Below are 25510 nucleotides of genomic sequence, written 5' to 3' on the forward strand. Positions count from 1 at the left end.
CATGATCGCCGAGTGATCTCCCTCGGCTTGCACGGACTCGGCATCGGAGCTGGTGCGCAGCGCACCGTGATCGATGCTGTGGCGGCTGCCGCCGAGCGGTCGGGTTTCGCGACGTTGTGGGCCGGTGAGCATGTCGTGATGGTCGACGATCCGGTGTCGCCCTACCCGTACAGCCCCGACGGCCGCATCGCGATCTCGGCTGACGCGGACTGGCTGGACCCGTTGATCACCCTGAGCTTTGCCGCCGCGGCGACCAACCGGATAGAGCTGGCGACCGGTGTGTTGCTGCTGCCCGAACACAATCCGGTGATCGCCGCCAAGCAGGCGGCGTCGCTGGACCGGATGACCGGTGGCCGGCTGTCGCTGGGGGTCGGCATCGGATGGTCCCGGGAGGAGTACGACGCCCTCGGGGTGCCGTTCGAGGGACGCGGACGCCGGATGGCGGAGTACGTCGCTGCGATGCGGGCCCTGTGGCGCGACGACGTCGCGTCCTATGACGGGGAGTTCGTGTCGTTCGACCGGGTGCGGGTCAACCCGAAGCCACACCGCCGGTCCATCCCGGTCGTGCTCGGTGGCAACTCCGACGCGGCGTTGCGTCGTGTCGCCGAGTGGGGTGACGGGTGGTACGGGTTCAACCTCGCCGACGTCGAGGAGGCGGCGTTCCGGGCGTCCAGGTTGCGGGCGCTGTGTCGGGAGGTGGGCCGCGATCCGGCGGACCTCCGGTTGGCGGTGGCGCTGCAGGACCCGGTCCCCGGCGATGCGGCCCGGCTCGGCGACGCCGGAATCGACGAATTGGTTCTCGTCGCCAGCCCGCCCGCGGATCCGATCGCCGCCGAGGCGTGGATTTCCGATCTGGCGGGGCGGTGGATGCCGGTGCGTAACTGAGCCGAGTATCACCTCTCCGCCGCCGCAGTCGAGGCCACCGGGACCTCGAACAGCCATGTCTCGTCGCCGTCGCAGTACTGAATGTTCGCGTCGATCACCATCTGAGCGGGCAGGACCCCATCCGTCAGCGTCTGGTGCCGGATGCATTCCATCAGGCGATTGCGTTCCTCCTGGTGTTCAACCTCCATATAGGCCCAGGTGAGAAGGATGCCGGCAGCCATGATCGCCACCGCCACCGCCACGAACCCGTAGACCTTCACCTGATAGGGCACCGGTCGCACCTCCTCCCCAGGGGGTGACCGTAGTTTCGCCGGCCAAGAGTTCCCTGAGGGGAATCTGAGCTCTGCCGGTGTGATCAGGCGGGATCAGGCTGTGGGGCGCCAGAATCCCTGGAAACCCTGCCCCGCGTTGGCGGTCCGGATCGGGGAGAGTTTGACGGGATCGCCCGCCTCGACCATCACGCCGTTGCCGACGACCATCGCGACGTGGCCGTCCCACACGGCGAGGTCGCCGGGTGACAGCGAGCCCGCGGACACCGCGGCGCCGATGTCCTGCTCTTGCGCCAACCGCGGAAGGTCAAGTCCTGCTTCGCGATACGCCCACTGCGTGAGCCCGCTGCAGTCCAGACCGACGCCCGGCGTGGTGCCGCCCCACTGGTAGGGCACTCCCAGCTGGGTCAGTGCGTGCCGGACGGCGCTGGCGGCCACCGCATTCGGCGCCATCACGACGGTCCCGTCCGGAAGACGCACCGCCACCCCTTCCCCGAACGATGCCGCGTCCGGGGTCTCTGTTCCGTCGGGACGCGTGAAGGCGGCGAGCTGAGCCGCTCCGGCGTCGGGCGACCCGAATCCGCCCATCGGGGACCCGCCCGACCATCCGGGAGCTCCACCGAGTGCGGGGACGCCTGCGCCCGGGGTGTATCCAGCGGGTGCCGTCGCGGCGGGGGCTGACAAGGCCGGGCCGGGGAGAGCGGCCGCCTGCGCGTCCAACTCGGCCTGCAATCCCTCGACGATCGCGATCGCCCGGGCCAGCGCGTCCCGGGCCGCGGCCAACAGCTCCCGTGCCACCCCCGGCGAGTCCAGGTGGGGCTCCAGCGCGCCGGCCTTGGCTTCGAACTCCTCGACAATGTCCTGCAGGCGCCGGTGCGCGCGGGCCACGGCTCCCGCTGCCGTCTCGGCCGCCGCTCCCAGCCCACCGGCACGGTCGGCGGCGGCGTCGATGGCCGAGGCTGTCGCCGCCGCGAAGTCCGAGGCGGCGTCCGCGCCGGCGCCCGTCCACTCCGCCCCGGTGTACTGCCAGGCCCGGCCAGCCGCACTCGCCACGTCGGCGAGCATGTCGCGCACGCCGGCCAGCGTCGCCGCCGGATCACCGTCGGCGTCGGCCGTCCACCCCGGCCCCACCAGAGCCTGCACCCGGCGGATCGGCGCCGCCAGTGCCGCCACCGTCGCACTCGGCATCAGCGAATGCCGGTGATTCGCGAGGCGGCGCGGTCGTCGGTCCCGTCGTACTCCGCCGCCGACCCGAGCGCCGCAGTGGTGCCCGCCGCGACCGAGCTGCGTAGCCGCGCGAGCGTACCGGCCTCGGTCTCGGCGGCCCGGATCAATGACGCGACGAAGCGCGCTCCGACCGGACCGAACAGGGGCGCGGGCCCGAGCGCAGTCAGCCGATCGACGGCGGCATCAAGGTCGGACGCGTGGGCGGCGCAGGCGGCACCGTAGTCACGGAGCAGACCGGTGTCGACGGACAGGCGGACGGACATATGGATATGACGCCGAGAACCGCCCGACGGTTCCCACTAAGGTCAGCAGCTATGGATGTGCGCGTTGTCGACCACCCACTGGCCGCAGCGCGGCTGACCACGCTGCGCGATGAGCGCACCGACAATGCCGGGTTCCGCGCGGCGCTGCGCGACCTCACCCTGATGCTCGTGTACGAGGCCACCCGCGAGCTGCCGGTGGACGTCATCGAGGTGCGCACCCCGCTGACGTCCACCGCCGGCACCCGGCTGGCCGCGCCGCCGCTGCTCGTGCCGGTGCTGCGGGCCGGTCTCGGCATGGTCGACCAGGCCCACGCGCTGATCCCGGAAGCGAAGGTCGGCTTCGTGGGGGTGGCCCGCAACGAGGAGACGCATCAACCCACGCCGTATCTGGAATCGCTGCCCGACGATCTGAGTCGGCAACCCGTCATCGTGCTCGACCCGATGCTCGCCACCGGCGGCTCCATGATCCACACCCTCGAGCTGCTCTACGCCCGCAACGCCGTCGACGTCACCGTGATCTGCGTGGTCGTCGCCCCGGAAGGGCTTGCGGCACTGGAGCAGATGGCACCGGAACTGCGTTTGATCACCGCGACCATCGACTCCGGTCTCAACGACATCGCCTACATCGTGCCGGGACTCGGCGACGCCGGCGACCGTCAGTTCGGCCCCCGCTGATCCCACCCCCGAACTGCGGCGGCCACCGCGTCCTGCTCCGCAGCGGCCCGCGCGCGGGCGGTGGACAGTTCTCCAGTGCAGCGAATCTCGATGTAGGACTTCAGTTTCGGCTCTGTGCCCGACGGCCGCGTCACCACCCGCACCGAGCAGTCGTCATCGCCCCCGGTGAGGATCAGGGCATCGGTTGCGGGTAAGAGGTCGGTCACCGCGACGGCGAACCCGGCGAGGTCGTCGGGTGGGGCGGCACGCAGTTGCGCCATCATGGCGGCGGCGGCCTCCGCGGAGTCGACGCGACGGGTGACGGCGGCGGTGGTATGCACGCCGTGACGGCGAGCCAGAGCGTCGAGGGCGTCGAGCACGGTGCGGCCGTCCTGCCGGAGCGCGACCACCAGATCGCATGCCAGTACCGCGGCGCTGATGCCGTCCTTGTCGCGCACGGCGGCCGGGTCCACGCAGTGCCCGATCGCCTCCTCGTAGGCATAGACGAGGGTTCCGTCGGGGATCTGCTCATCGGCGCGCGCCAGCCACTTGAACCCGGTCAATGTCTCGACGTGCCGGGCCCCGTGCGCGGCGGCGATGCGCGCCAACATCCGCGACGAGACCACGGTGCTGGCCACTACCGCAGCCCCTGAATCGGTGTGGGAGAGCACGTAATCGCCGAGCAGCCAGCCGGTTTCGTCGCCGCTGAGCATTCGCCAGCCGTCCGGTGTCGGGACCCCGATCGCACAGCGGTCGGCGTCGGGGTCGAGGGCGACCGCGATGTCGGCGTCCATGTCAGCCGCGAGTGCCAGCAGTTGGTCGCTCGCGCCGGGTTCCTCGGGGTTGGGGAACGCGACGGTGGGGAAGTCCGGATCGGGCGCGAACTGGCGGTCCACCACACCGACGTCGCCGAAGCCGGCCAATGCCAGTGCGTCGAGGGCGAATTCACCGCCGACGCCGTGCATCGGCGTCAGGGCGATCCGCACCGCACCGGTGGTGCGGCGCACCGAGGCGGCGCGCTCGAGGTAGGCGCGCAGCTGCGCGGCGCCGGCAGGGGTGACCGGAGAACGAGGGATCTCGTCGGCGGGGGGCGCTGCCGCGATGGCGCTTTCGATGTCGCGGTCGGTGGGGGAGATGATCTGCAGGCCGCCGGCGACGTAGACCTTGTAGCCGTTGTCGGAGGGCGGGTTGTGCGATGCGGTGATCTGCACCCCGGCAGCGGCGCCCATGCTCCTGACGGCGAACGCCACCGCGGGGGTCGGCACGGCCGTGAACATCAATGTCACCGAGAAGCCCTGGGCGGCAAACACTTCCGCGGCGGCCCGGCCGAACTCGGCGGAGCGGTGCCTGGCGTCGTAGCCGACCACGACAGGTGCACCGCCGAGTTCACGGTCGCGCAGCACCTTCGCCACCGCCCACGTCGCGCGCAGGACGACCGCCAGGTTCATCCCGTTGGGTCCCGCGCGCAGCGGCCCGCGCAGGCCGGCGGTGCCGAACGTCAGCGGTCGGGAGAACCGGTCGGCGAGCTCGTCGTCGGTGCAGGCCGCCAACTCCGTGCCCGCGCCCGGATCCGGATCGTGGGCGATCCACTCCTGTACCGCCGCGTGCAACTCGCGAGTGGAGATCACTCCGACAGTGTGCCTGTGTCCGCCTCTGCGACCTTGCGCAGGATCGGTGCCACCAGCATCAGCAGGTCGAACTCCAGCGCGGACAGGCTCTCGCGCATCGTCCGGTGCAGCCACGCGTCCCGCTCGGCGCGGTCGGCTTCCAGCAGCGTGGTGCCGTCGTCGGTCATCTGCACCAGCTGGCGGCGCCGGTCGTGCGCGTCGGGACGGCGGACGATCAGCGCACGGGCCTCCAGTTCGTTGAATGAGTCCGTCAGCGACTGGACCTTCACCTGCAGGCGCACGCCGAGCTCGGCCGGCGTCGTGACACCCGCCCGGCTGACCTCGCCGAGCAGTTGCATCTGACTCAGCGTCAAGCCGTTGTCCGGCCGATGTCTGCGCAGTTGCCGGGTCACGGCCATCATCGATTCCCGCAGCTCGGTGGCTGCAGTGAAGGTGGACGTTGCCGCGGTCGACATTAGTAAGTCACTCCTTGGTAATTGACGCACCGCATCGAGAATTCCCCTTGTTGAGATCTTGATTTACCAAGAGCATACTTGCCATCACGATGACATGGTGGCGACAGATACTCAGGTGGATGCTCCTCCTCGCGGCCAGTGTCGCGGTAACTGTTCCGCTGACGCTGGTCGGCGTGCCGTCGGCCGCGCTGTTCGCCGCGCTGGCCGTCGGCATCGTGCTGGCCCTCACCTCGGCGGGCCCCGAGCGGGTGCCCCGCAAGATGGGGCTGGCCGCCCAGGGCGTGCTCGGCGTCTACATCGGCACAATGGTGCAGCACGACGCACTGTCGCAGCTCGGTGGCGACTGGCCGATCGTCGCCGCTGTTGCCGTCGGGACGCTGCTGCTCAGCGTGCTCGCCGGAGCGTTGCTCGGGTTGCGCCGTGACGTGACGCCGCTGACCGGTTCGCTGGCGCTGGTGGCAGGCGGGGCATCGGGGCTGGTGGCCATCGCCCGCGAACTCGGCGGCGACGATCGCGTCGTCGCCGTCGTGCAATACCTACGGGTGGCGCTGGTCACCGCGTCGATGCCGATCGTCGTCACGGTGATCTATCACGCGGACCGGTCCCACGATGTCGCCGCCGTCACCGAAACAACCTCAGCACCTTGGTATCTGAGTGTCGCCATGATGGTCGGCCTGGTCGTGGTCGGCTCGATCGGCGGCCGGTTGATCCGGTTGCCCGGCGCCGGGCTGCTGGGACCGCTGGCGTTGACGGTCGCACTCGAGGTCAGCGGATACTCGTTCGGCTTGTCGGTGCCGATGGTGCTGGTGCAGGCCGGCTACCTGCTGATCGGCTGGCAGGCCGGGCTGGCATTCACCCGTGACTCGCTGCGCAGCGTCGGTCGGCTGCTGCCCGCCGCGGTGGCGTTGATCGTGTTCATCGGTGTCGCGACGGCGGGACTGGGCATCGTGTTGGCGCGCGTCGCCGGCCTGACCCCCCTCGAGGGATATCTGGCGACCAGCCCCGGCGGTGTGTACGCCGTGCTGGCCACCGCGGTCGAGACCGGATCCAACGTCACGTTCGTCATCGCCGCGCAGGTCGTGCGGATTCTGCTGATGCTGTTCGCCGCGCCGCTGATGGCCCGCGGCGTGGTGTGGGCGAGCCGCAAACTGAGCAAGGATCCCGGTCAGAGCCGGGAGATCACCGCGGAGAGCAGGGAACCCATCCGCGTCGCCGACTGACGGCCCGCCTCGAGCACCTCGTCGTGACTCAGCGGCTCACCGGTCATCCCGGCCGCCAGGTTCGTCACCAACGACACCCCGAGAACCTCGGCGCCGGCGGCCCGGGCGGCGATCGTCTCGTGCACCGTCGACATCCCGACGAGGTCGGCGCCCAGCGTCCGCAGCATGCGGATCTCGGCAGGCGTCTCATAGTGCGGACCGGGCAGTCCCGCGTAGACGCCCTCCGGCAACCCGGGATCGATCTCGCGCGCGATGCCGCGCAACCGCGGCGAATACGCGTCCACGAGGTCGACGAACTGCGCCCCCACCAGGGGCGACCGTGCCGTGAGGTTGAGGTGGTCGCTGATCAGCACCGGCTGGCCGACGGTGAAGTCCGGCCGCAGCCCGCCTGCCGCGTTTGTCAGCACGACCGTGCGCACCCCGGCCGCGCACGCCGTCCGCACCGGATGCACCACGTGGCGCAGGTCATGGCCCTCGTAGGCGTGGGTCCGGCCCAGCAGCACCAGGACGCGGTGCCCGCCGATCCGCAACGACAGCACCTGACCGCCGTGCCCCTGGGCGCTCGGAGGGGTGAAGCCGGGCAGCTCGGCCATCAGGACGGCGGCCGACGGCTCACCCAGTTGCGCCGCGGCGGGCGCCCACCCGGAACCGAGGACGACGGCGACGTCATGCGCGTCGACGCCGGTGCGTTCGCTGAGCGCATTCGCCGCCGCCTGGGCCGCTACTGCCGGATCCTCCACAGGCGGCAGCTTAGTGGGGCTTTGCGCAGTGAGATACTTGCCCGCATGCCCTTAGCCGCCGCGTCGACGTGCGTCGAGGACGCCGTGCTCGGTCGCCGCGGCGACCTGGTCGCGCTGTCGCACTCGATCCACGCCGAGCCGGAACTCGCGTTCGCCGAGCACCGCAGCTGCGCCAAGACGTCGGCCCTGGTCGCCGAGCGCGGGTTCGAGCTCACGCAGGCACCCGCCGGCCTGGACACCGCGTTTCGTGCCGTGTTCGGCAGCGGCCCGCTGGTGATCGGGATCTGCGCCGAATACGACGCGCTGCCGGGCATCGGGCACGCGTGCGGACACAACATCATCGCCGCCTCCGCGGTGGGCACGGCGCTGGCACTCGCCGAGGTGGCCGAGCAACTCGGGCTGACGGTCGTACTGCTCGGCACGCCCGCCGAGGAGGCCGGGGGCGGTAAAGCGCTGATGCTCGACGCGGGCGTGTTCGACGACATCGCGGCGTCGGTGATGTTGCACCCGGGCCCCATCGACATCGCCGCGGCGCGGTCGCTCGCGCTGTCGGAAGTGACGATCCGCTACACCGGCCGCGAATCGCACGCCGCCGTCGCGCCGTACCTCGGGATCAACGCCGCCGATGCCGTCACCGTCGCGCAGGTCAGCATCGGGCTGCTGCGCCAGCAATTGGCGCCGGGCCAGATGGTGCACGGCATCGTCACCAACGGCGGCCAGGCGTCCAATATCATCCCGGGTCTCGCGGAGTTGCGATACACGATGCGGGCAACGAATTCGGAATCGTTGCGGGAGTTGGAGTCTCGGATGGCGGGCTGCTTCGCCGCAGGGGCGGTCGCCACCGGATGCGAGCACGACGTGTCCGAACCGGCGCCGGCGTATGCGGAGTTGGCCCCCGATCCGTGGCTTGCGGAGGTGCTGCGCGCCGAAATGGTGCGCGTCGGCCGCTCGCCCGTACCGGCCGACGTGGAAGCCTCACTGCCGCTGGGTAGTACGGATATGGGTAACGTCACCCAGGTGATGCCCGGCATCCATCCGATCGTCGGCATCGATGCCGGGGGCGCGTCCATCCATCAGCCGGCGTTCGCGGCCGCTGCAGTCAACGCCAGCGCGGACACGGCGGTGGTCGAGGGTGCGATCATGCTCGCCAGGACCGTGGTGGCGCTGGCCGAGTCGGACGTCGAGCGGAGCAGGGTGCTGGAACAGCAGGAAAGGCGGGCATCGTGAGCGTGTTGTCGCATGCCGCCGCGCGGTGGCTCAGCGAGCACTATGACGATCTCGTCGGGTGGCGCAGGCACATTCATCAGCATCCCGAACTCGGGCGCCAGGAGTTCGGAACGACGCAGTTCGTCGCGTCGCAGCTCGCCGACGCCGGGCTCAACCCCAAGGTGTTGCCGGGGGGGACCGGCCTGACGTGTGATTTCGGTCCCGACGACGGCCCTCGGGTGGCGTTGCGCGCGGACATGGACGCGCTGCCGATGGCCGAGCGCACGGGCCTGCCGTTCTCCTCGGACGTGCCCAACGTGGCGCACGCGTGCGGCCACGACGCGCACACCGCGGTGCTGTTGGGCGCGGCGCTGGCGATGGCGTCCGAACCCGCGTTGCCTGTCGGTGTGCGGTTGATCTTCCAGGCGGCCGAGGAATTGATGCCCGGCGGTGCGATCGACGCGATCGCCGCGGGAGCGCTGACCGGGGTGTCACGCATCTACGCGGTGCACTGCGACCCTCACCTGGCCGTGGGTCGGGTGGCGGTGAAGGCCGGACCGATCACGTCGGCGGCCGACCACATCGAGGTGACGCTGCACTCCCCGGGCGGGCACACGTCGCGCCCGCACCTGACCGGGGACCTGGTCTACGGGCTGGGCACGCTGATCACCGGGGTGCCCGGGGTGCTGTCGCGGCGTATCGATCCTCGCCACAGCACGGTGATGGTGTGGGGCGCGGTCCACGCCGGCGTCGCGGCCAACGCGATCCCGCAGACCGGCACCATGGCAGGCACCATCAGGACGGCCAGCCGCGAGACCTGGCTGACACTTGAAGATGTGGTGCAGGAAGCGGTGGCATCACTGCTGGCGCCGCTCGGCATCGAGTACGTCGTGCAGTATCGCCGCGGGGTGCCGCCGGTGGTCAACGAAGAGGTCTCCACGCGAATCCTGACCCACGCGATCGAAGCGATCGGCCCCGACGTGCTCGCCGACACCGAACAGTCCGGGGGCGGGGAGGACTTCTCCTGGTACCTCGAGGAGGTGCCCGGCGCGATGGCCCGGCTGGGGGTGTGGAGCGGTCGCGGGCCGCAGCTGGACCTGCACCAGCCGACATTCGACCTCGACGAACGTGCCCTGGGTGTGGGCGTGCGGCTGCTGGTCAACCTGATCGACCAGGCCGCGCAGGAGTCCTAGCCCTCGCGGCCCTCGCGGCCGCTCGTGTCATCTGCCGCCGCAGAGTCAGTCGTGCACGCAGACCTCGAGGAAAGTCTTGGTCAGGTCCAACAGCGTCGCCAGCAGATCGGCGTCGTCGAGGTCGTCGATCATCGGGTCTGTCACGCAGCCGTGGATGCCGGCGCTGAGCATCGAGATCGCGACCCGCGTGGCGGTGTCGGGATTGGGGCCGAGCAGCACGTCGGCGAGCCTGTCGCCGATGCGGCGGTACTCGTCGTGTCCTTCGAGCAGACGATGCACGGTCGGGTCGCCGTAGAAGACGCTGGAGACCCGGCGGTGGCGGATGATCAGCTCCACCATGCCGCTCATCGACACACCGCGCCGTGCCGCGGGCGTCGGCAACGTCTCGGTGATTCGCAACAGGTGCTCGATGTCGTCGAACACCGGTTTCACCACGGCCAGCGCGATGTCGTCCTTGGAGTGGAACTGGTAGTAGACGGCGGCCTTGGTCACGCCGAGGCGGTCGGCGATCATCTGGAGTGAGGTGCCGCTGACGCCGTGGCCGGCGAACAGGTCGAGGGCGGCTTCCAGCACGCGCTCGCGCGCGTATCCACGCGTGGCGACTGGTCTGGCCATCGTTTCCCCTCGTCCCCGGTCGGCGGCACTGTATCCCAGATCACTCGGGCGTTCGATGGGGACGCAGACCACTAGTTAGCCGGGCGGCTTGTCTGAAGTTAGCCGAGCGGTTAGTGTAGCTCTACTAATAACTTCAGTTCCCTCGAATACGGCTGTGCCGTAGAGACTTTCGATTTGAGCCGTCAGAGGAGCTCCCGGTGAAGTCCGCATGAGCACGCCGAACCGGCACGATCGGCCGCATTTCTACGGCATCGCGCGCTTCATCCGCCGCGCATCGCTGCCGATCATCCTGATCTGGGTCGCACTCGCGGCGTTCCTCAACATCGCGGTTCCGCAGCTGGAGGCGGTGGGCAAGGCGCGATCGGTGTCCATGAGCCCCGACGAGGCACCGGCCGTCATCTCGATGGAACGCATCGGCAAGGCCTTCGAGGAGTACGAGTCCAGCAGCTCGGCGATGATCGTGCTGGAAGGCGATCAACCCCTCGGCGACGACGCCCGCCGCTACTACTCCGACCTGATCGCCGCGCTCGAGGCGGACCCCACCCACGTCGAGCACGTCCAGGACCTCTGGAGCGACCCACTGACGGCCGCGGGCGCCCAGAGCGGCGACGGCCTATCCATGTACTTCCAGGTCAACCTCGCAGGCAACCAGGGCGAGGCGCTGGCCAACGAATCGGTGGCCGCCGTCCAGAAGTTGGTGGCCGACAGCCAGCCGCCTGCCGGGGTCAAGGCCTACGTCACCGGGGCCTCGGTGCTCGCCGCCGAACAGGAGACCGCCGGAACCGAGAGCCTCCGGATGGTCGAGGCGCTGACGTTCCTGGTCATCACCGTCATGCTGGTGCTGTTCTTCCGCTCCATCGTCACCACGCTGCTGATCCTGGTCATGGTCGGCTTGAGCTTGATGACGGTGCGCGGTGCGGTGGCGTTCCTCGGCTATCACGACATCATCGGGCTCTCCACCTTCGCGACCAGTCTGTTGGTCACCCTCGCCATCGCGATCGCGGTCGACTACGCCATCTTCCTCGTCGGCCGGTATCAGGAGGCCAGGGGCAAAGGCGAGACGCCGGAATCGGCGTACCACACGATGTTCGGCGGCACCGCGCACGTCATCGTCGGTTCCGGGCTGACCATCGCCGGCGCGACGTTCTGTCTGAGCTTCACCCGGCTGCCGTACTTCCAGACGCTGGGTGTCCCCCTGGCGCTGGGCATGCTGGTGCTGATCTGCGTCGCCATGACCTTCGGGCCCGCGGTCATCACCGTCGCGAGCCGGTTCGGGTTACTGGAGCCCAAGCGCGCCATGCGCGTTCGCGGCTGGCGCAAGATCGGGGCCGCCACCGTGCGCTGGCCCGGCGCCATTCTTGTGGCGAGTGTCGCGGTGTCACTGATCGGCCTGCTCGCGTTGCCCGGCTATCAGACCAGCTACAACGACCGCAATTACCTGCCCGCCGACATCGACTCCAACGTCGGCTACGCCGCCGCCGAGCGGCACTTCTCGCCGGCGCGGCTCAACCCCGAGATGCTGATGGTCGAAACCGATCGGGACCTCCGCAACTCCGCCGACTTCATCGTCATCGACAAGATCGCCAAGGCCCTGTTCGCCGTCGAGGGGATCGGCCGCGTGCAGACCATCACCCGGCCCGACGGCACACCGATCGACGGCACGACCATCCCGTACATGATGAGCAGGCAGGGTGGTACGCAGAAGCTTCACGAGAAATACATGATGGATCGGATGGACGACATGTCCGTCCAGGCCGCCGCGCTGCAGGACACCATCAACACGATGGAAAAGATGATGTCCCTTATGGGGCAGATGTCCGAGATCACCACCACCATGGTGGCCAAGACGAAGACGATGACCGCGGACATCACCCAATTGCGAGACCACATTGCCGATCTCGACGACTTCCTGCGGCCGATCCGGAACTATCTCTACTGGGAACCGCACTGCTACAACATCCCGGTCTGCTGGTCGATGCGGTCCATCTTCGACCTGATCGACGGCACCAACATGCTGACCGACAGCGTGCAGGACCTGGTGCCGGAACTGGAGCGTCTGTCGGCGCTGATGCCGCAGCTGGTGGAGCTGATGCCGTCGCAGATCGAGTCCATGAAGTCGCAGCGCGACATGATGCTGACGATGCAGCAGACCCAAGGCGGTCAGCTCGATGCGGCGGCCGAGATGAACGTCGACGCAACGGATATGGGTGACGCGTTCAACGACGCCATGAACGCAGACACGTTCTATCTGCCGCCCGAGGCGTTCGACAACGCTGATTTCCAAAGCGGCATAGACCAATTCATCTCACCCAACGGGCATGCAGTGCGGTTCATCATCGCGCACGAAGGAGATCCGCTCAGCCCTGACGGCATCAAGAAGATCGACGCGCTCAAGACGGCGGCCAAAGAAGCCATCAAGGGCACCCCGCTGGAGGGTTCGACGATCTACCTCGGCGGTACCGCCGCGACGTTCAAGGACATGGCCGACGGCACGCAGTACGACCTGTTGATCGCCGGAATCGCCGCCATCGGGCTGATTTTCATCATCATGCTGATCCTGACGCGGGCCGTGGTGGCTGCGGCGGTGATCGTCGGCACCGTGGTGCTGTCCCTGGGCGCCTCGTTCGGTCTCTCGGTGCTCGTCTGGCAGCACCTGGTGGGTATCGAACTGCACTGGATGGTGCTGCCGATGGCGGTGATCATCCTGCTGGCGGTCGGCGCGGACTACAACCTGCTGGTGGTCTCGCGGCTCAAGGAAGAGGTGCACGCCGGTATCGGCACCGGCCTGATCCGGACGATGGGTGGCAGTGGTTCCGTCGTGACCGCCGCGGGAATGGTGTTCGCGCTGACGATGATGACGATGGCGGTCAGCGACCTGACCATCATGGGTCAGGTGGGCACGACCATCGGTATGGGGCTGATCTTCGACACCCTGGTGATCCGCTCGTTCATGACGCCGTCGATCGCGGCGCTGCTGGGCCCGTGGTTCTGGTGGCCCCAGCGCGTCCGTCCACGCCCGAGGCCGTCGCCGTGGCCCCCTGCGCCCGCATCGCGAGGGCGCGTGTCTGCACAGTGACACGCCGCGATTTCTGGCATTTCGCGCGCGCTCGCGCCCGTCGAGTTGTACACAAACGCCATTTGATCCCCAGATCGCGGTAGGCACTCTGGTTGGCAGGCCGCTGACGCCCGAGCATCGGCGTCATGAATCGCCAACTCGCACAGCTGCTCAGCGTCCAGCACGGCGTGGCCGCCAGCGGTCAGATCCTCCAGCATCTCACCCGTCGCCAGTTCGAATTGGCGGTGAACACCGGTGTGCTGGAACGCATGTGGCAGGGGATCTACTGCTCAGGCAAACCAACCGACGACCTTCGGCTGCGTGGCCTGGACTTGTCGACCGGTAGACGCGTCGCGGTCTGCCTCGGTACCGCCGCGGCGTTCCACGGTTTCGACACCGAGGCGGCGCGCGACCTCCACGTCCTCAACCCGCCCGGGTGCGCGCTACGCGACGCGGACGGGCTGGTGGTGCACCGGCGGGACGGCGCGCCGCTGGTGGTGGTCGACGGTCGCCGCGCCACGTCGCCCGCGTGGACGGCTATCGAGGTGGCGCGCAGCCTGCGGCGCGGTCGCTCCCTGGCGACGCTCGACGCTGCCCTGCGCAGCGGGACATGCAGTCGCCCGGACCTGTGGCGCGCCGCGTTGGAGCAGAAGGGACGCCGCGGCATCGTCGCGGTCCGCAACCTGTTGCCGCTGGCGGACGCCCGTGCCGAGTCGCCGATGGAGAGCGAGGCTCGGCTGGCGATGCTCGATGGCGGGCTGCCGGTACCGGAGCCGCAGTACGAGGTCGTCGACGGCAACGGTGAGCTGCGGCGGTTGGATTTCGCGTGGCCGGAGTCAAAGGTCGCCGCCGAGTACGACGGGATGGACTGGCACGGGGAGTCGAACCAGATGCTGAGGGATCGACGACGTTACAACGCGCTCAGCGACATCGACTGGACGGTCATCCCGATCGTGTTCGGGGACGTGCGGTATCGCGCCCGGGAGATGGTCGGACGGATCGGCTGGCGGTTAGAGCACGCTCGGGCGGCGTGAGCGCGCGTCTGGTGCCAGAAATGCCGGCGTGTCGGCGTGCAGACACGCGCGCTCGCGGGGCAAGAGTTACGAGCCCGGGCCGACGTTCCCCGATGGCCGGGTACGCAGATCGTGCACGTATTCTGCTGGGGCGCCCGCGATCTCGGCTGCGTCGGCCATCACGCCGAGATACCGAGCCGACGGAATGCCGCCCTCCCACGCGTCCAGCACGTACAGCCACGCCAGCACGGGATCGGTGGTGGTGTCCGAGGACGTGCGGTGCACGCGGCAGCGGATCTTCTTGTGGAAGCCGAGCTCGGAGCCCTCCCAGCGGTCGAGGTTCTCCTCGTCCTCCTTGGTCATGTCGTAGAGCACCACGAACACGCTCGACGACGGGTCCTCCACGATGGTGGCCAGCGCGCCTTCCCAGAAGATGTCCGCGCCGCCGAACGTCAGGCGCCACCCGTGCAGCCAGCCCGTTCCCGCCATGGGGGAATGGGGGGCCCGCTCCTGCATCTGCTCGGGATGCATATTCGATCCGTAGGCGGCGTAGATCGGCACGCGAGAAGCTTAAACGCATTGTGTTGAGACGGCTGCCATCCGGTAGGTACCGCATCTGAGCGCCATCGTCACCTCGGTGCCCTAGGGTTGAAACCCGTGGCAACGCGCATCGTGATCATCGGCGGAGGGCCTGCAGGGTACGAAGCGGCATTGGTGGCGGCCGCGCGGGGGCGCGACGCCGTCCAGGTGACGATTGTCGACTCGGACGGCTTGGGCGGCGCATGCGTGCTCTATGACTGCGTGCCGTCGAAAACGCTGATCGCGTCCACCGGCGTCCGCACCGAGCTGCGCCGGGCCGGCGGCATGGGCTTCGACATCGACATCGACGCCGCGAAGATCTCGCTGCCGCAGATCAACAACCGCGCCAAGACGCTGGCTGCGTCGCAGTCGGCGGACATCGGCAGCGCACTGCTGGGCCAGGGCGTGACCATCATCGGGGGCCGCGGCGAGTTCGTCGACGACGTCTCCGGGATGGCGCACCACCGCGTGAAAGTCACCACCACGGACGGCAAGGTCGGGGTGCTGAAAGCCGACGTCGTGCTGGTCGCCACCGGGGCCCGCCCGCGGGTGCTGCCCAACGCGGAGCCCGACGGCGAGCGGATCCTGACCTGGCGCCAGCTCTACGAGCTCACCGAACTGCCCAGCCACCTGATCATCGTCGGTTCGGGTGTCACCGGAGCCGAGTTCTGCAACGCCTACACCGAGCTCGGGGTGACGGTCACGGTGGTCGCCAGCCGCGACCAGATCCTCCCGCACGAGGACTCCGATGCGGCCGCGGCGCTGGAGCAGGTGTTCAACGAACGCGGTGTGACGCTGGTCAAGAATGCCCGAGCCGAATCGGTCACCCGCACCGAGACGGGGGTGACGGTCAAGATCGCCGACGGCCGTGTCGTCGAGGGCAGCCATGCCCTGATGACGGTCGGGTCGGTGCCCAACACCGCAGGTCTGGGCCTCGACCGTGTCGGTGTGGAGCTCAACCCGGGGGGCTACATCCCCGTCGACAGGGTGTCGCGCACCCCAGCGGCCGGTGTATATGCCGCCGGGGACTGCACCGGGCTGCTGCCGCTGGCGTCCGTGGCGGCCATGCAGGGCCGTATCGCGATGTACCACGCGCTGGGTGAGGGGGTGTCGCCGATCCGGCTGCGGACCGTCGCGTCGGCCACGTTCACCCGGCCGGAGATCGCTGCGGTCGGCATCCCGCAGAGCGCGATCGACGACGGAAGCGTGCCCGCCCGGACGCTGATGCTGCCCCTGAGTACCAACGCCAGGGCGAAGATGTCCCTGCTCAGGCATGGTTTCGTGAAGATCTTCTGTCGGCCGGCCACGGGCGTGGTGATCGGCGGCGTGGTGGTCGCACCCATCGCGTCGGAGTTGATCCTGCCGATCGCGCTGGCGGTGCAGAACCGGATCTCGGTGACCGACCTGGCGCAGACACTGTCGGTGTATCCCTCGCTGTCGGGGTCGATCGTGGAGGCGGCCCGCCGACTGATGGCACACGACGACCTCGACTGACACGTAACCTGGGAGCGACAACCTACTGACGAGTAACGAGGAGTCGGTCTACGTGAGTGACCCGATCCCCGCTCCGGGCAACGGACAGACGTTCCTGGGCCCCGAGCAACGCGCCCGCGCCTGGGAGCGCCTCGGCAGCGAGCAGTTCGACGTCGTCGTGGTCGGCGGAGGCGTGGTGGGCGCCGGCGCCGCGCTGGACGCCGCCACCCGCGGCTTGAAGGTCGCGCTCGTGGAGGCCCGCGATTTCGCGTCCGGGACGTCCAGCCGCAGCAGCAAGATGTTCCACGGCGGCCTGCGCTACCTCGAACAGCTGGAGTTCGGACTCGTGCGTGAGGCCCTGCACGAGCGCGAGCTGTCGCTGACCACCCTGGCGCCGCATCTGGTCAAGCCGTTGCCTTTTCTGTTCCCGCTCACCAACCGGTGGTGGGAGCGGCCCTACGTGGCCGCGGGCATCTTCCTCTACGACCAGCTGGGCGGTTCGAAATCCGTTCCGGCGCAAAAGCATTTGACCCGATCCGGGGCGTTGCGGCTCTCGCCCGGCCTGAAGCGGAGCTCGCTGATCGGCGGGATCCGCTACTACGACACCGTCGTCGACGACGCTCGCCACACGATGACCGTCGCACGCACCGCCGCCCACTACGGCGCGGTCGTCCGAAGCTCGACGCAGGTGGTGGCGCTGCTGCGGGAGGGCGACCGGGTCACCGGGGTCCAGGTGCGCGACTCGGAGAACGGCGCGGTGACCGACGTGCGCGGCCACGTGGTCGTCAACGCCACCGGCGTGTGGACCGACGAGATCCAGGCACTGTCCAAGGAGCGCGGCCGTTTTCGGGTGCGCGCGTCCAAGGGTGTGCACATCGTGGTGCCCCGCGACCGTGTGGTCAGCGAGGTCGCCATCATCCTGCGCACCGAGAAGTCGGTGCTGTTCGTCATCCCGTGGGGCACCCATTGGATCATCGGCACCACCGACACCGACTGGAATCTCGACCTTGCGCACCCGGCGGCCACCAAGGCCGACATCGACTACATCCTCGGCCAGGTCAACAAGGTGCTGGCCACGCCGCTGACCCACGACGACATCGACGGGGTGTACGCCGGGCTGCGGCCGCTGCTGGCGGGGGAGAGCGAGGAGACCTCGAAGCTGTCGCGGGAACACGCGGTTGCGGTGCCCGCGCCGGGCCTGGTCGCGATCGCGGGCGGCAAGTACACCACCTATCGGGTGATGGGTGAGGACGCCATCGACGCGGCGGCCGAGTTCGTGCCGACCCGAGTGGCGAAGTCGATCACCGAGAAGGTGCCGCTGATGGGAGCCGACGGCTACTTCGCGATGGTCAACCAAACGCAAAGCGTGGGTGCCTATTACGGACTGCACCCGTACCGGGTGCGGCACCTGCTGGACCGGTACGGGTCACTGATCGGCGAGGTGCTGGCGATGGCCGAGGGCCGGCCCGACCTGTTGACGCCGATCACCGACGCGCCGGTGTACCTCAAGGTCGAGGCGGCGTACGCGGTGGCGGCCGAGGGGGCTCTGCACCTCGAAGACATCCTTGCGCGGCGCATGCGGATCTCCATCGAGTACCCGCACCGCGGTGTCGACTGTGCCCGCGAGGTTGCCGAAGTCGTTGCCCCCATTCTGGGTTGGGGTCCTGACGACGTCGACCGCGAGGTCGCGACCTACCTGGCCCGGGTCGAGGCCGAGGTGCTGTCGCAGTCGCAGGCCGACGACGAATCTGCCGATGCGCTGCGCGCCGCAGCGCCGGAGGCACGCGCGGAGATACTTGAGCCGGTGCCTCTCACATGAGGCCGCGCGTGCCGCTTCCGGTACGGGACGGGCTGGGGCCGGCACGGGTGCGATTGCGGGGCGGTTCGGTGCTCGTCGAGTTGGCGGACCGTTTCGGCGACGAGGCCGCGGCGAAGGTGCTCAACGGCGAGGTGGTGGCCGCCGATGGCAGCGTGGTCACCGCAGCCACTGTGCTGCAACCACATTCGCTGGTCTACCTCTACCGAGACCTGCCCGACGAGGTGACGGTACCGTTCGACATCCCGGTACTTCACCGCGACGACGACATCGTCGTCGTCGACAAGCCGCACTTCCTGGCGACGATGCCGCGCGGTAGCCACGTCGCCCAGACCGCACTGGTGCGGTTGCGTCGCGACCTGGAGTTGCCGGAGCTGAGCCCGGCGCACCGCCTGGACCGACTGACCGCCGGCGTCCTGATGTTCACCACTCGCCGGGAGGTTCGAGGTGCCTACCAGACGATGTTCGCCCGCGGCGCGGTGTCCAAGCTGTACCTGGCGCAGTCGTCGTGCGACAGCGACCATGAGTTCCCGGTGACCGTGCGTAGTCGAATCATCAAGCGGCGGGGGAGCTTACAAGCGACCGAGGAGCCCGGAGCACCGAACGCCGAGACGCTGATCGAGGTGGGCCCCGGGTGTTATCGGCTGACACCTCGCACCGGGCGCACGCACCAGCTGAGGGTTCACATGGCGTCGCTGGGTGTTCCGATCACCGGGGACCCGTTGTACCCCAGGATTGTCGACGTCGAGGCAGGCGATTTCTCCACACCGCTGCGGCTGCTTGCGCACACACTTGAGTTCGTCGACCCGCTGTCGGGAGTTCGCCGGCGGTTCACCAGCAACCGAACGCTGTCCTGACGAACTGTGTGTGCTCAGATCGCGACTCCCCTCGGCGATCGCGCATGATCGCGATCTGAGCGCACACCGGACGTGCATCGCAACGGCAGTGTGACCGCCGTGCCGGTACGACGCTTATCGCGCCGCACGAGACAGCAATCTACTTCACCACGGAAGAGTTCGCTGAAGTATTCGGCGTAAGAGTCAATCCATGCCCTGACTAGGTGAATCCTCGCGAACGTGCGCCCGGCGCTTCTTTGCGAACGGGCTGGAGGATTGGCTACGAAACGGCCAATACAGCTGTATGCCACCGCATGCCCCACATGCTGTGGCAACGCACGGAAACGCGACACGATCACGCAACTCCGGCAAAGTGTGCGCGGCGATCAGGCGACGGCGGCCATTGACCTGTGCAGGCCCGCAGCCCACTATCAAGCGATGACCGAGACACGGGTCGGAAGACTCTGGCGTTACCCCGTCAAGTCCATGCAGGGCGAGGAAGTCGAGGAGATCGTCCTGGGGCCGGCGGGCGTGATCGCCGATCGCGCCTACGGGTTCTTCGACACCGAGACGGGCCGGCTGGTCAGTGCCAAACACCCGAAACGCTTCGGGGAACTGCTCGGGTGTACCGCCCGATTCCTCACCGACCCGGCGCCGGGAGAAGCCATACCGCCGATCGAGGTGACGTTTCCCGACGGCTCCGTGGTCCGCGACGACGATACGGAGCTCGCTCGCCGCGTCAGTGCTCTCCTGGGCCGTGACGTCCGGCTCATCACCACGGTGGACGAGGGGCTGGCGTTCGACGAGCTCGACCCGGGCATCGACGGGGTGATGCCCGACGAGTTCGCGGCAGCGCTGTCCTCGAACGCCGACGAGCACCTGCTGCAGATTCCGGTCGGCATGGCGGCCCCCGGCACGATGCTCGACCTCGCGGCGCTGCACATCCTCGCGTCCAGCACGCTCAACCGCCTCGCGGGCGAATATCCCGGCGGTGACTGGGATCCGCGCCGTATGCGGCCCAACATGATCATCGACGCGGGACCCGAGACGCCCGACGAGGAGGACGAGTGGTTCGGATGCGACCTGCACTTGGGTGATGAGGCCGTCATCCACGTCGTGGGCCCCACCCCGCGCTGTGTGATGACCACGGTCGCGCAACCGGGATTGCCTCGCGACGCCGGCGTGCTCAAGGCCATCGCGGGGATCGGCAGCCGCCGGATCGGCACCCTGGGCCAGTTCGCCTGCGCCGGCTCGTACGCCGAGGTCGTGACCCCCGGCGTCGTGCGGCGTGGCGCCGCCGTGACGATTGAGCGGGTTGAACCGCGTGACGGCGCGTTGGCTGCCACAATCAGCATGATGTCGGCGGCAATGGCCGCTGAGGACTGAAGGAGTGGCCTTGCGTAGAAGCTGGCTCGTCGCGGCGGTGTTCGTGGGTGCGGCAGTCGGCCCCGCCGCGCTCCCTGCGCCCGTCGGCCACGCTGTGGTGTGCGGGTCCGTGGGAGGCGTGCACGTCGACGTCACCGGGTGTTCGGATCCGATGTCTGAACTCAATGACGTGCTGGAGTACCCGCCACCGCCGCCCCCGCCCCCGCCACCGCCGCCGCCACCGGGTGCGCCTCCGCCGCCCCCGCCCCCGCCGCCCCCGCCGCCGGTGTACGTCCCGGCGCCCAACGTGGCGGTCTGCGCCGACGTGGGTCGGCGGATCAGCGTCAGCGGTTGCATCTAGATGGATCGCTCGGCCTTCGACCGGCTGTTCGACATGACGGACCGGACCGTCATTGTCACGGGCGGAACCCGCGGGATCGGTCTTGCGCTGGCCGAAGGCTACGTGCTGGCCGGGGCGCGGGTCGTGGTCGCCAGCCGCAAGCCCGATGCCTGCGAGGAGACGGCGCAGCACCTACGCGACTTGGGTGGACAGGCCATCGGAGTGCCCACCCACCTCGGTGAGGTCGAGGACCTCGGTGCGCTCGTCGAGCGCACCGTCGCCGAATTCGGCGGCCTCGACGTGCTGGTCAACAACGCCGCCAACCCGTTGGCTCAGCCGTTCGGGCACATGACGGTCGACGCGTTGACGAAGTCGTTCGAGGTCAACCTGCGTGGACCGGTGTTGCTGGCGCAGGAGGCGCTGCCGCACCTGAAGGCCAGTCCGCACGCGGCGGTGCTGAACATGGTGTCGGTGGGCGCGTTCATCTTCGCGCCGATGCTGTCGATCTATGCATCGATGAAGGCCGCGATGATGTCGTTCACCCGTTCCATGGCGGCCGAATTCGTGCGCGATGGCATCCGCGTCAACGCGTTGGCCCCCGGACCGGTGGACACCGACATGATGCGCAAGAACCCACAGGAGGCCATCGACGGGATGGTCAGCGGCACGCTGATGGGGAGATTGGCGACGGCCGACGAAATGGTCGGCGCCGCACTGCTGTTGACCTCGGACGCCGGAAGTTACATCACCGGTCAGGTGATCATCGCCGACGGTGGCGGCACCCCGCGCTGATCTCTGCCGGGATTTCAGTCCAGTAGGTCACGCCGCGCATTTCTACTCTTGACCATACGTACCCTCATCTGTGTATGGTCAGTGTCATGGCGACCGATCCTGTCACCACTGCGCGGACTCCGCTCGGTCGGACGTTGACCGAACGCGGTCTGGCCCTGGTGAACGACAACACCACCGACATGGCGGAATCGGTGCTGCGGGTGCCGCTGCACTACTACCGCGACCCGAAGATCGCCGAGATCGAGGAGTCCGCGATCCTGCGACGCACCCCGATGGCGGTCGTGCCGAGCAGCCAGATCCCGCACAGCCACGACTATGTGGTGCGGTCAGTGCTCGGTGATTCGCTGTTGGTCACCCGTGACGCCGACGGCCACGCTCACGTCTTCCTCAACTACTGCCGCCACCGCGGTGCCATGCCTGCCTGCGGGAGCGGAAACTCGCGCCGCTTCGTATGTCCCTACCACGCATGGAATTACGACACCGCGGGCAAGTTGGTGCGCATACCGGGCAAGGCAGGCTTCGTCGGCATGGACCCCGACGCGTACGGGCTGGTGGAACTACCGAACGAGGAACGCTTCGGGTTCGTCTGGGCGGTACTGACGGCCGGCGAAAACATCGATCTCGACACTCATCTCGGTGACTTCGCGGACGAGCTCGACCAGTGGAACTACAGCGCCTACGGCTATCACGACCATCGCGAGTTCGAGTCCGCTACCAGTTGGAAGGGTGCGCTGGAGGCGTTCGCCGAGGGGTATCACTTTCCGTTCGTCCACGGTCAGAGCGTGATCGGTCAGAACACCGTCGCCAACACCCACGTCTACGACGAGTGGGGTCGTCACCACAGGATCGGGTTTCCGTTCAACAACATCGCTGATCTCAACGGCAGCCCGTCCGAGGACTGGGATCCCATCCTCCGGATGGGTGTCATCTACTGGGTCTATCCGAATCTGATCTTGGCCAACAGTCCGGTGGGCGTGGAGATCATCGACATCCTGCCTGCCGGGGGTCCGACCCGTTGCTCGGTGAGGCACAGCTGGATGGCGCGCTACCCCGCGGCCGACGACGCGCAGCGCGCGTTCTACGACGACATCTATCGGCAAGTGCATTCGGCCGTCCGTGACGAGGACTTCGTCATGTTGCCGCAGTGTGGGGAGGGGGTGCGCCACGGCCAGCACGACCATATGCTGATCGGCCGCAACGAGATAGGCGTCCAGCACATGATCCGGGTGTTTGCAGACGAGCTCGGTGTCGCACTGGGCTAGTTCTTGCGCAGCACCTTCGACGCCGCTTCGCGCATCTCGCCACTGGTCGATGCCAGGATCTGACTGCGGTTCTCCAGGTGCAGCGCGGCATCCAGGCTGGATGCGTCCAGGTTGGCCCACAGCACCTGCTTGGTCGACTCGACACCGAATTTGCCGTACCCGCAGAGGGTTTCCGCGATCGCGAGGGCCACGTCGACAACCGGATCGGCGACCCTCGACACCAGTCCGAGCCGCAGTGCCTCGTCGGCGTCCACCGCGCGCGCTGTCAAGATCAGGTCGAACGCTGCTCCCGCGCCGACGATTCGGGGCAGTGTGTAGCTGACGCCGATGTCGCAGCCGCCGAGCCCGAGCTTGATGAATTGCGTGCAGAACCGCGCCGACGGTGACGCGACCCTGATGTCGCAGGCGGCGGCGATCCCGAGTCCACCGCCGTACGCGACGCCGTTGACGGCGGCGATCACCGGCTGGCGCAATCGGTGGATCTTCGCGGTGAGATCGGCAATTCGCTCCTGCCACCGCATCCCCGAGCGCGGAAACTCGGTGCCGCCGCCCGCCTCGGTGGGGCTGGGAGCGCTCAGGTCGAGCCCGGAGCAGAAGCCGCGGCCCGCACCCGTCAGCACCACCGCGCGCACGGTGTTGTCCGCCGCGAGGTCATCGAGTGCGGCGTGCAGCGCCTCGACCAGTTCGTAGGACAACGCGTTGAGCGTCTCCGGCCGGTTGAGGGTGAGGACGGCGAGCTCGGGTCGGGGCTGAGTCACTTCGAGGACGGACGGCATGCCCGTCACGTTAACTGCTGCGCCACCCCGCCACGCCGATGGTGATCATCCGCAGCTGCTTGATCGCGACGCGCTTGATCTCGGCGATCGCCGCCGGATCGGTGGTGTCTTCCAGTGATTCGGCGATCACGATCATGGAGTTGACGAACACGCTCGCCAGGATGTTGAGGTCCTCGCTGCTCCAGGTGTTCAATCCCGGGAAGCGGGCCAGGTCGATGGCCAGTTCCGAGGTGATCAGGCGGATCTCCGTGCGGATCGCGTACCGCAGCACGCTGACACCGCTGGAGCGTTCGCGTCCGATGAACCGCCAGTGTTCGCGTCGCTCTTGGACGCCGTCGACGAGGATGTCCACCGAGGACTCGATGACGCGATTGGGGTCCAGTTTGCCCGCGCGCGCACCGCGCAGCATGTCGCGAAGGGCGCGAAACGATTCGTCGATCAGAACGAGGCCGAGTGCCTCCATCGAGTCGAAGTGCCGGTAGAACGCGGCGGGAACGATGCCGGCTTCGCGGGTCACTTCGCGAAGGCTCAGTCCACTGAAGCTTCGCTCGGCGAGAAGGTGCAGGGCGGCGGCGACGATCGCGCGGCGGGTGGCTTCCTTGCGCTCCTCGCGTGACTGGGTCTCGCGCGGGCCCTTGCTGTGTTCCTTCGATCGGGAGCGGCTGACATGCCCCGACCGTGAGCCAGGCGTACGACTGTTCACTGTGTGAAACCTACCACAGCCTGCGGCGATCTCTTGACGTGCTGGGTCCCGATCGCGCACGGTGTACACATGTTCACTGAAACTTTGACCAAGCGGGGGCGGCGGTCGGCCTTACTGGACCTGCTGACCGGTCCGCATGGCGTGGACCGCTACACCGAGCTGGTCGACCCCACCTGGACGCGGCGTCAGGCCCGGGCCCGGGTGATCGGGGTTCGGCGCACCACGCCGCGCAGTGTCACGCTGACCTTGGCGCCCAACCGGGCATTCGCCGGCTTCAAGGCCGGCCAACACATCAACGTGTCCGTCGAGATCGACGGGCGCCGCCGCACGAGGCCGTACTCGCCGGCCAACGCGCAAGGCGACCCCTACATCGAGCTGACGGTCGGCCGGCACGACGGCGGGCTCGTCTCGAACTATCTGTACGAGCACGCGCGCACCGGCATGATCGTCGGCCTGGACTCGGTGGGCGGAGACTTCACGCTGCCTGCCGCGGGGGCCGGACGGATCCTGTTCGTCTCCGGCGGCAGCGGCATCACGCCCGTCATGTCGATGCTGCGCACCCTGCGTGCACGGCGGCACACCGGGGAGGTGGCGTTCGTCCACTACGCACGTTCGCAGGACGAAGCGTGCTACCGCGACGAGCTCGCCGAGATCGCCCGCGCGATGCCGAACGTCGCGGTGATTCGCGGGTTCACGCGCACGCCCGCAGGCTCGGACGTCGACGGCCGTTTCGGGACGGGGCATCTGCCCGCCACGATGGCCAACCCGGACGCGGTGTACGTCTGCGGTCCGCCCGCGCTCGTCGACGCGGTCCGGGAGATTTTCCCGAATGCCGCGTCCGAGAGCTTCGTTCCGCCGGTCTTCGATCTGACCGCTGAATCCTCGGGCGGGAAAGTCACTTTCACCGACAGTGCGGTCGAGATCACCGATGACGGTCGACCCCTGCTCGTTCAGGCCGAGGACGCCGGCCTGACTCCCGAGAGTGGTTGCCGAATGGGCATCTGCTTCTCCTGCACCCGCCGCAAGACCAGCGGCGTCGTGCGCAACGTCGTCACCGGGGCGGTGTCGTCCACCGAAGAAGAAGACGTACAGATCTGCGTCACTGCCCCCGTCGGCGACGTCGACATTGCCCTCTAGATCCCAAC

25 protein-coding genes are annotated in these 25510 nt (G+C 68.4%); 15 read left to right on the forward strand and 10 right to left on the reverse strand.

Annotated features, from left to right (window positions below):
- Positions 1-15: 15 nt before the first annotated feature.
- Positions 16-885, forward strand: a complete 870-nt coding sequence (locus EL337_RS06460; protein WP_048630841.1) for an LLM class F420-dependent oxidoreductase — start codon at positions 16-18, stop codon at positions 883-885.
- An 8-nt stretch (positions 886-893) separates the two neighbouring features.
- Here the strand turns inward: EL337_RS06460 and EL337_RS06465 are convergent, their stop codons facing one another.
- The 3 genes from EL337_RS06465 to EL337_RS06475 all read right to left on the reverse strand — a co-directional run bounded on the left by EL337_RS06465 (position 894) and on the right by EL337_RS06475 (position 2644).
- Positions 894-1157, reverse strand: a complete 264-nt coding sequence (locus tag EL337_RS06465) for a hypothetical protein (protein ID WP_048630220.1) — start codon at positions 1155-1157, stop codon at positions 894-896.
- A 93-nt stretch (positions 1158-1250) separates the two neighbouring features.
- Positions 1251-2342 (reverse strand): C40 family peptidase, encoded by a 1092-nt coding sequence (locus EL337_RS06470; RefSeq protein WP_048630221.1) that lies wholly within the window; start codon positions 2340-2342, stop codon positions 1251-1253.
- Positions 2342-2644 (reverse strand): type VII secretion target, encoded by a 303-nt coding sequence (locus EL337_RS06475; protein ID WP_048630222.1) that lies wholly within the window; start codon positions 2642-2644, stop codon positions 2342-2344. Before EL337_RS06475 ends, EL337_RS06470 begins: the two co-directional genes overlap by 1 nt.
- Before the next feature lie 51 nt (positions 2645-2695).
- Here EL337_RS06475 and upp point away from each other — a divergent pair, with 51 nt between their 5' ends.
- Positions 2696-3319, forward strand: a complete 624-nt coding sequence (upp, locus tag EL337_RS06480; RefSeq protein ID WP_048630223.1) for a uracil phosphoribosyltransferase — start codon at positions 2696-2698, stop codon at positions 3317-3319.
- Here upp and EL337_RS06485 read toward each other — a convergent pair.
- On the reverse strand, positions 3301-4923 hold the full coding sequence (locus EL337_RS06485) for a phospho-sugar mutase (protein WP_370737121.1): 1623 nt from the start codon (positions 4921-4923) through the stop codon (positions 3301-3303). The genes upp and EL337_RS06485 overlap by 19 nt on opposite strands.
- Positions 4923-5381: a MarR family winged helix-turn-helix transcriptional regulator gene (locus EL337_RS06490; RefSeq protein ID WP_048630224.1), complete on the reverse strand. Its 459-nt coding sequence runs from the start codon at positions 5379-5381 to the stop codon at positions 4923-4925. The genes EL337_RS06485 and EL337_RS06490 overlap by 1 nt, the downstream gene beginning before the upstream one ends.
- Positions 5382-5470: 89 nt before the next feature.
- On the opposite strand from EL337_RS06490, the gene EL337_RS06495 reads away from it, so the two are divergent.
- Positions 5471-6601, forward strand: coding sequence for an AbrB family protein (locus EL337_RS06495; protein WP_048630225.1), 1131 nt, complete (start codon positions 5471-5473; stop codon positions 6599-6601).
- On the opposite strand, the gene EL337_RS06500 is transcribed toward EL337_RS06495, so the two are convergent.
- Positions 6547-7341: a purine-nucleoside phosphorylase gene (locus EL337_RS06500; protein ID WP_048630226.1), complete on the reverse strand. Its 795-nt coding sequence runs from the start codon at positions 7339-7341 to the stop codon at positions 6547-6549. The genes EL337_RS06495 and EL337_RS06500 overlap by 55 nt on opposite strands.
- A 45-nt stretch (positions 7342-7386) precedes the next feature.
- Between EL337_RS06500 and EL337_RS06505 the strand changes: the two genes are divergently transcribed.
- Positions 7387-8568, forward strand: a complete 1182-nt coding sequence (locus tag EL337_RS06505; RefSeq protein WP_048630227.1) for a M20 family metallopeptidase — start codon at positions 7387-7389, stop codon at positions 8566-8568.
- A complete protein-coding gene (locus tag EL337_RS06510) occupies positions 8565-9740 on the forward strand; it encodes a M20 family metallopeptidase (protein ID WP_048630228.1) in 1176 nt (391 codons plus the stop codon). The genes EL337_RS06505 and EL337_RS06510 overlap by 4 nt, the downstream gene beginning before the upstream one ends.
- A gap of 45 nt (positions 9741-9785) precedes the next feature.
- On the opposite strand, the gene EL337_RS06515 is transcribed toward EL337_RS06510, so the two are convergent.
- Positions 9786-10355: a TetR/AcrR family transcriptional regulator gene (locus EL337_RS06515; protein WP_048630229.1), complete on the reverse strand. Its 570-nt coding sequence runs from the start codon at positions 10353-10355 to the stop codon at positions 9786-9788.
- Positions 10356-10563: 208 nt separating this feature from the next.
- On the opposite strand from EL337_RS06515, the gene EL337_RS06520 reads away from it, so the two are divergent.
- Both EL337_RS06520 and EL337_RS06525 read left to right on the forward strand, forming a co-directional pair.
- Entirely contained in the window at positions 10564-13431 is a 2868-nt protein-coding gene (locus EL337_RS06520) for an MMPL/RND family transporter (RefSeq protein WP_048630230.1), read from the forward strand.
- Positions 13432-13556: 125 nt separating this feature from the next.
- Positions 13557-14444: a type IV toxin-antitoxin system AbiEi family antitoxin gene (locus EL337_RS06525; RefSeq protein ID WP_048630231.1), complete on the forward strand. Its 888-nt coding sequence runs from the start codon at positions 13557-13559 to the stop codon at positions 14442-14444.
- Positions 14445-14510: 66 nt separating this feature from the next.
- On the opposite strand, the gene EL337_RS06530 is transcribed toward EL337_RS06525, so the two are convergent.
- Entirely contained in the window at positions 14511-14984 is a 474-nt protein-coding gene (locus EL337_RS06530) for a gamma-glutamylcyclotransferase family protein (RefSeq protein ID WP_048630232.1), read from the reverse strand.
- Between the two features lie 96 nt (positions 14985-15080).
- On the opposite strand from EL337_RS06530, the gene EL337_RS06535 reads away from it, so the two are divergent.
- From EL337_RS06535 to EL337_RS06565, 7 genes are all read left to right on the forward strand, one after another.
- Positions 15081-16496: an NAD(P)H-quinone dehydrogenase gene (locus tag EL337_RS06535; RefSeq protein ID WP_048630233.1), complete on the forward strand. Its 1416-nt coding sequence runs from the start codon at positions 15081-15083 to the stop codon at positions 16494-16496.
- A gap of 52 nt (positions 16497-16548) precedes the next feature.
- Entirely contained in the window at positions 16549-18294 is a 1746-nt protein-coding gene (locus EL337_RS06540; protein WP_048630234.1) for a glycerol-3-phosphate dehydrogenase/oxidase, read from the forward strand.
- On the forward strand, positions 18291-19148 hold the full coding sequence (locus EL337_RS06545; protein WP_048630235.1) for a pseudouridine synthase: 858 nt from the start codon (positions 18291-18293) through the stop codon (positions 19146-19148). The genes EL337_RS06540 and EL337_RS06545 overlap by 4 nt, the downstream gene beginning before the upstream one ends.
- 417 nt (positions 19149-19565) lie before the next feature.
- Entirely contained in the window at positions 19566-20513 is a 948-nt protein-coding gene (locus EL337_RS06550) for an MOSC domain-containing protein (protein ID WP_048630236.1), read from the forward strand.
- Between the two features lie 10 nt (positions 20514-20523).
- The gene (locus EL337_RS06555; RefSeq protein WP_083442964.1) at positions 20524-20853 is read left to right on the forward strand and encodes an RNA-binding protein; all 330 of its coding nucleotides are present in this window, start codon (positions 20524-20526) and stop codon (positions 20851-20853) included.
- On the forward strand, positions 20854-21624 hold the full coding sequence (locus EL337_RS06560; protein WP_048630237.1) for an SDR family NAD(P)-dependent oxidoreductase: 771 nt from the start codon (positions 20854-20856) through the stop codon (positions 21622-21624).
- Positions 21625-21710: 86 nt separating this feature from the next.
- Positions 21711-22886, forward strand: coding sequence for an aromatic ring-hydroxylating oxygenase subunit alpha (locus EL337_RS06565; RefSeq protein WP_048630843.1), 1176 nt, complete (start codon positions 21711-21713; stop codon positions 22884-22886).
- Here EL337_RS06565 and EL337_RS06570 read toward each other — a convergent pair.
- A complete protein-coding gene (locus EL337_RS06570) occupies positions 22883-23662 on the reverse strand; it encodes an enoyl-CoA hydratase/isomerase family protein (protein ID WP_048630844.1) in 780 nt (259 codons plus the stop codon). The genes EL337_RS06565 and EL337_RS06570 overlap by 4 nt on opposite strands.
- 10 nt (positions 23663-23672) lie before the next feature.
- Positions 23673-24365: a TetR family transcriptional regulator gene (locus EL337_RS06575; protein ID WP_048630238.1), complete on the reverse strand. Its 693-nt coding sequence runs from the start codon at positions 24363-24365 to the stop codon at positions 23673-23675.
- A gap of 69 nt (positions 24366-24434) precedes the next feature.
- Between EL337_RS06575 and EL337_RS06580 the strand changes: the two genes are divergently transcribed.
- Positions 24435-25502 carry a ferredoxin reductase gene (locus EL337_RS06580; RefSeq protein ID WP_048630239.1) on the forward strand — a complete coding sequence of 356 codons (1068 nt, stop codon included), beginning with the start codon at positions 24435-24437 and terminating at the stop codon, positions 25500-25502.
- Positions 25503-25510: the final 8 nt, after the last annotated feature.

It is taken from the genome of Mycolicibacterium aurum (genome assembly GCF_900637195.1).
GTDB classification, from domain to species: Bacteria; Actinomycetota; Actinomycetes; order Mycobacteriales; family Mycobacteriaceae; genus Mycobacterium; species Mycobacterium aurum.

Coding starts and splice junctions, on each gene's coding strand:
- EL337_RS06470 (WP_048630221.1), bottom strand. CDS start 2,342: ATGCCGAGTGCGACGGTGGCGGCACTGGCGGCGCCGATCCGCCGGGTG.
- EL337_RS06580 (WP_048630239.1), top strand. CDS start 24,435: ATGTTCACTGAAACTTTGACCAAGCGGGGGCGGCGGTCGGCCTTACTG.
- upp (WP_048630223.1), top strand. CDS start 2,696: ATGGATGTGCGCGTTGTCGACCACCCACTGGCCGCAGCGCGGCTGACC.
- EL337_RS06475 (WP_048630222.1), bottom strand. CDS start 2,644: ATGTCCGTCCGCCTGTCCGTCGACACCGGTCTGCTCCGTGACTACGGT.
- EL337_RS06550 (WP_048630236.1), top strand. CDS start 19,566: ATGACCGAGACACGGGTCGGAAGACTCTGGCGTTACCCCGTCAAGTCC.
- EL337_RS06570 (WP_048630844.1), bottom strand. CDS start 23,662: ATGCCGTCCGTCCTCGAAGTGACTCAGCCCCGACCCGAGCTCGCCGTC.
- EL337_RS06505 (WP_048630227.1), top strand. CDS start 7,387: ATGCCCTTAGCCGCCGCGTCGACGTGCGTCGAGGACGCCGTGCTCGGT.
- EL337_RS06545 (WP_048630235.1), top strand. CDS start 18,291: ATGAGGCCGCGCGTGCCGCTTCCGGTACGGGACGGGCTGGGGCCGGCA.
- EL337_RS06495 (WP_048630225.1), top strand. CDS start 5,471: ATGACATGGTGGCGACAGATACTCAGGTGGATGCTCCTCCTCGCGGCC.
- EL337_RS06515 (WP_048630229.1), bottom strand. CDS start 10,355: ATGGCCAGACCAGTCGCCACGCGTGGATACGCGCGCGAGCGCGTGCTG.
- EL337_RS06565 (WP_048630843.1), top strand. CDS start 21,711: ATGGCGACCGATCCTGTCACCACTGCGCGGACTCCGCTCGGTCGGACG.
- EL337_RS06490 (WP_048630224.1), bottom strand. CDS start 5,381: ATGTCGACCGCGGCAACGTCCACCTTCACTGCAGCCACCGAGCTGCGG.
- EL337_RS06520 (WP_048630230.1), top strand. CDS start 10,564: ATGAGCACGCCGAACCGGCACGATCGGCCGCATTTCTACGGCATCGCG.
- EL337_RS06560 (WP_048630237.1), top strand. CDS start 20,854: ATGGATCGCTCGGCCTTCGACCGGCTGTTCGACATGACGGACCGGACC.
- EL337_RS06525 (WP_048630231.1), top strand. CDS start 13,557: ATGAATCGCCAACTCGCACAGCTGCTCAGCGTCCAGCACGGCGTGGCC.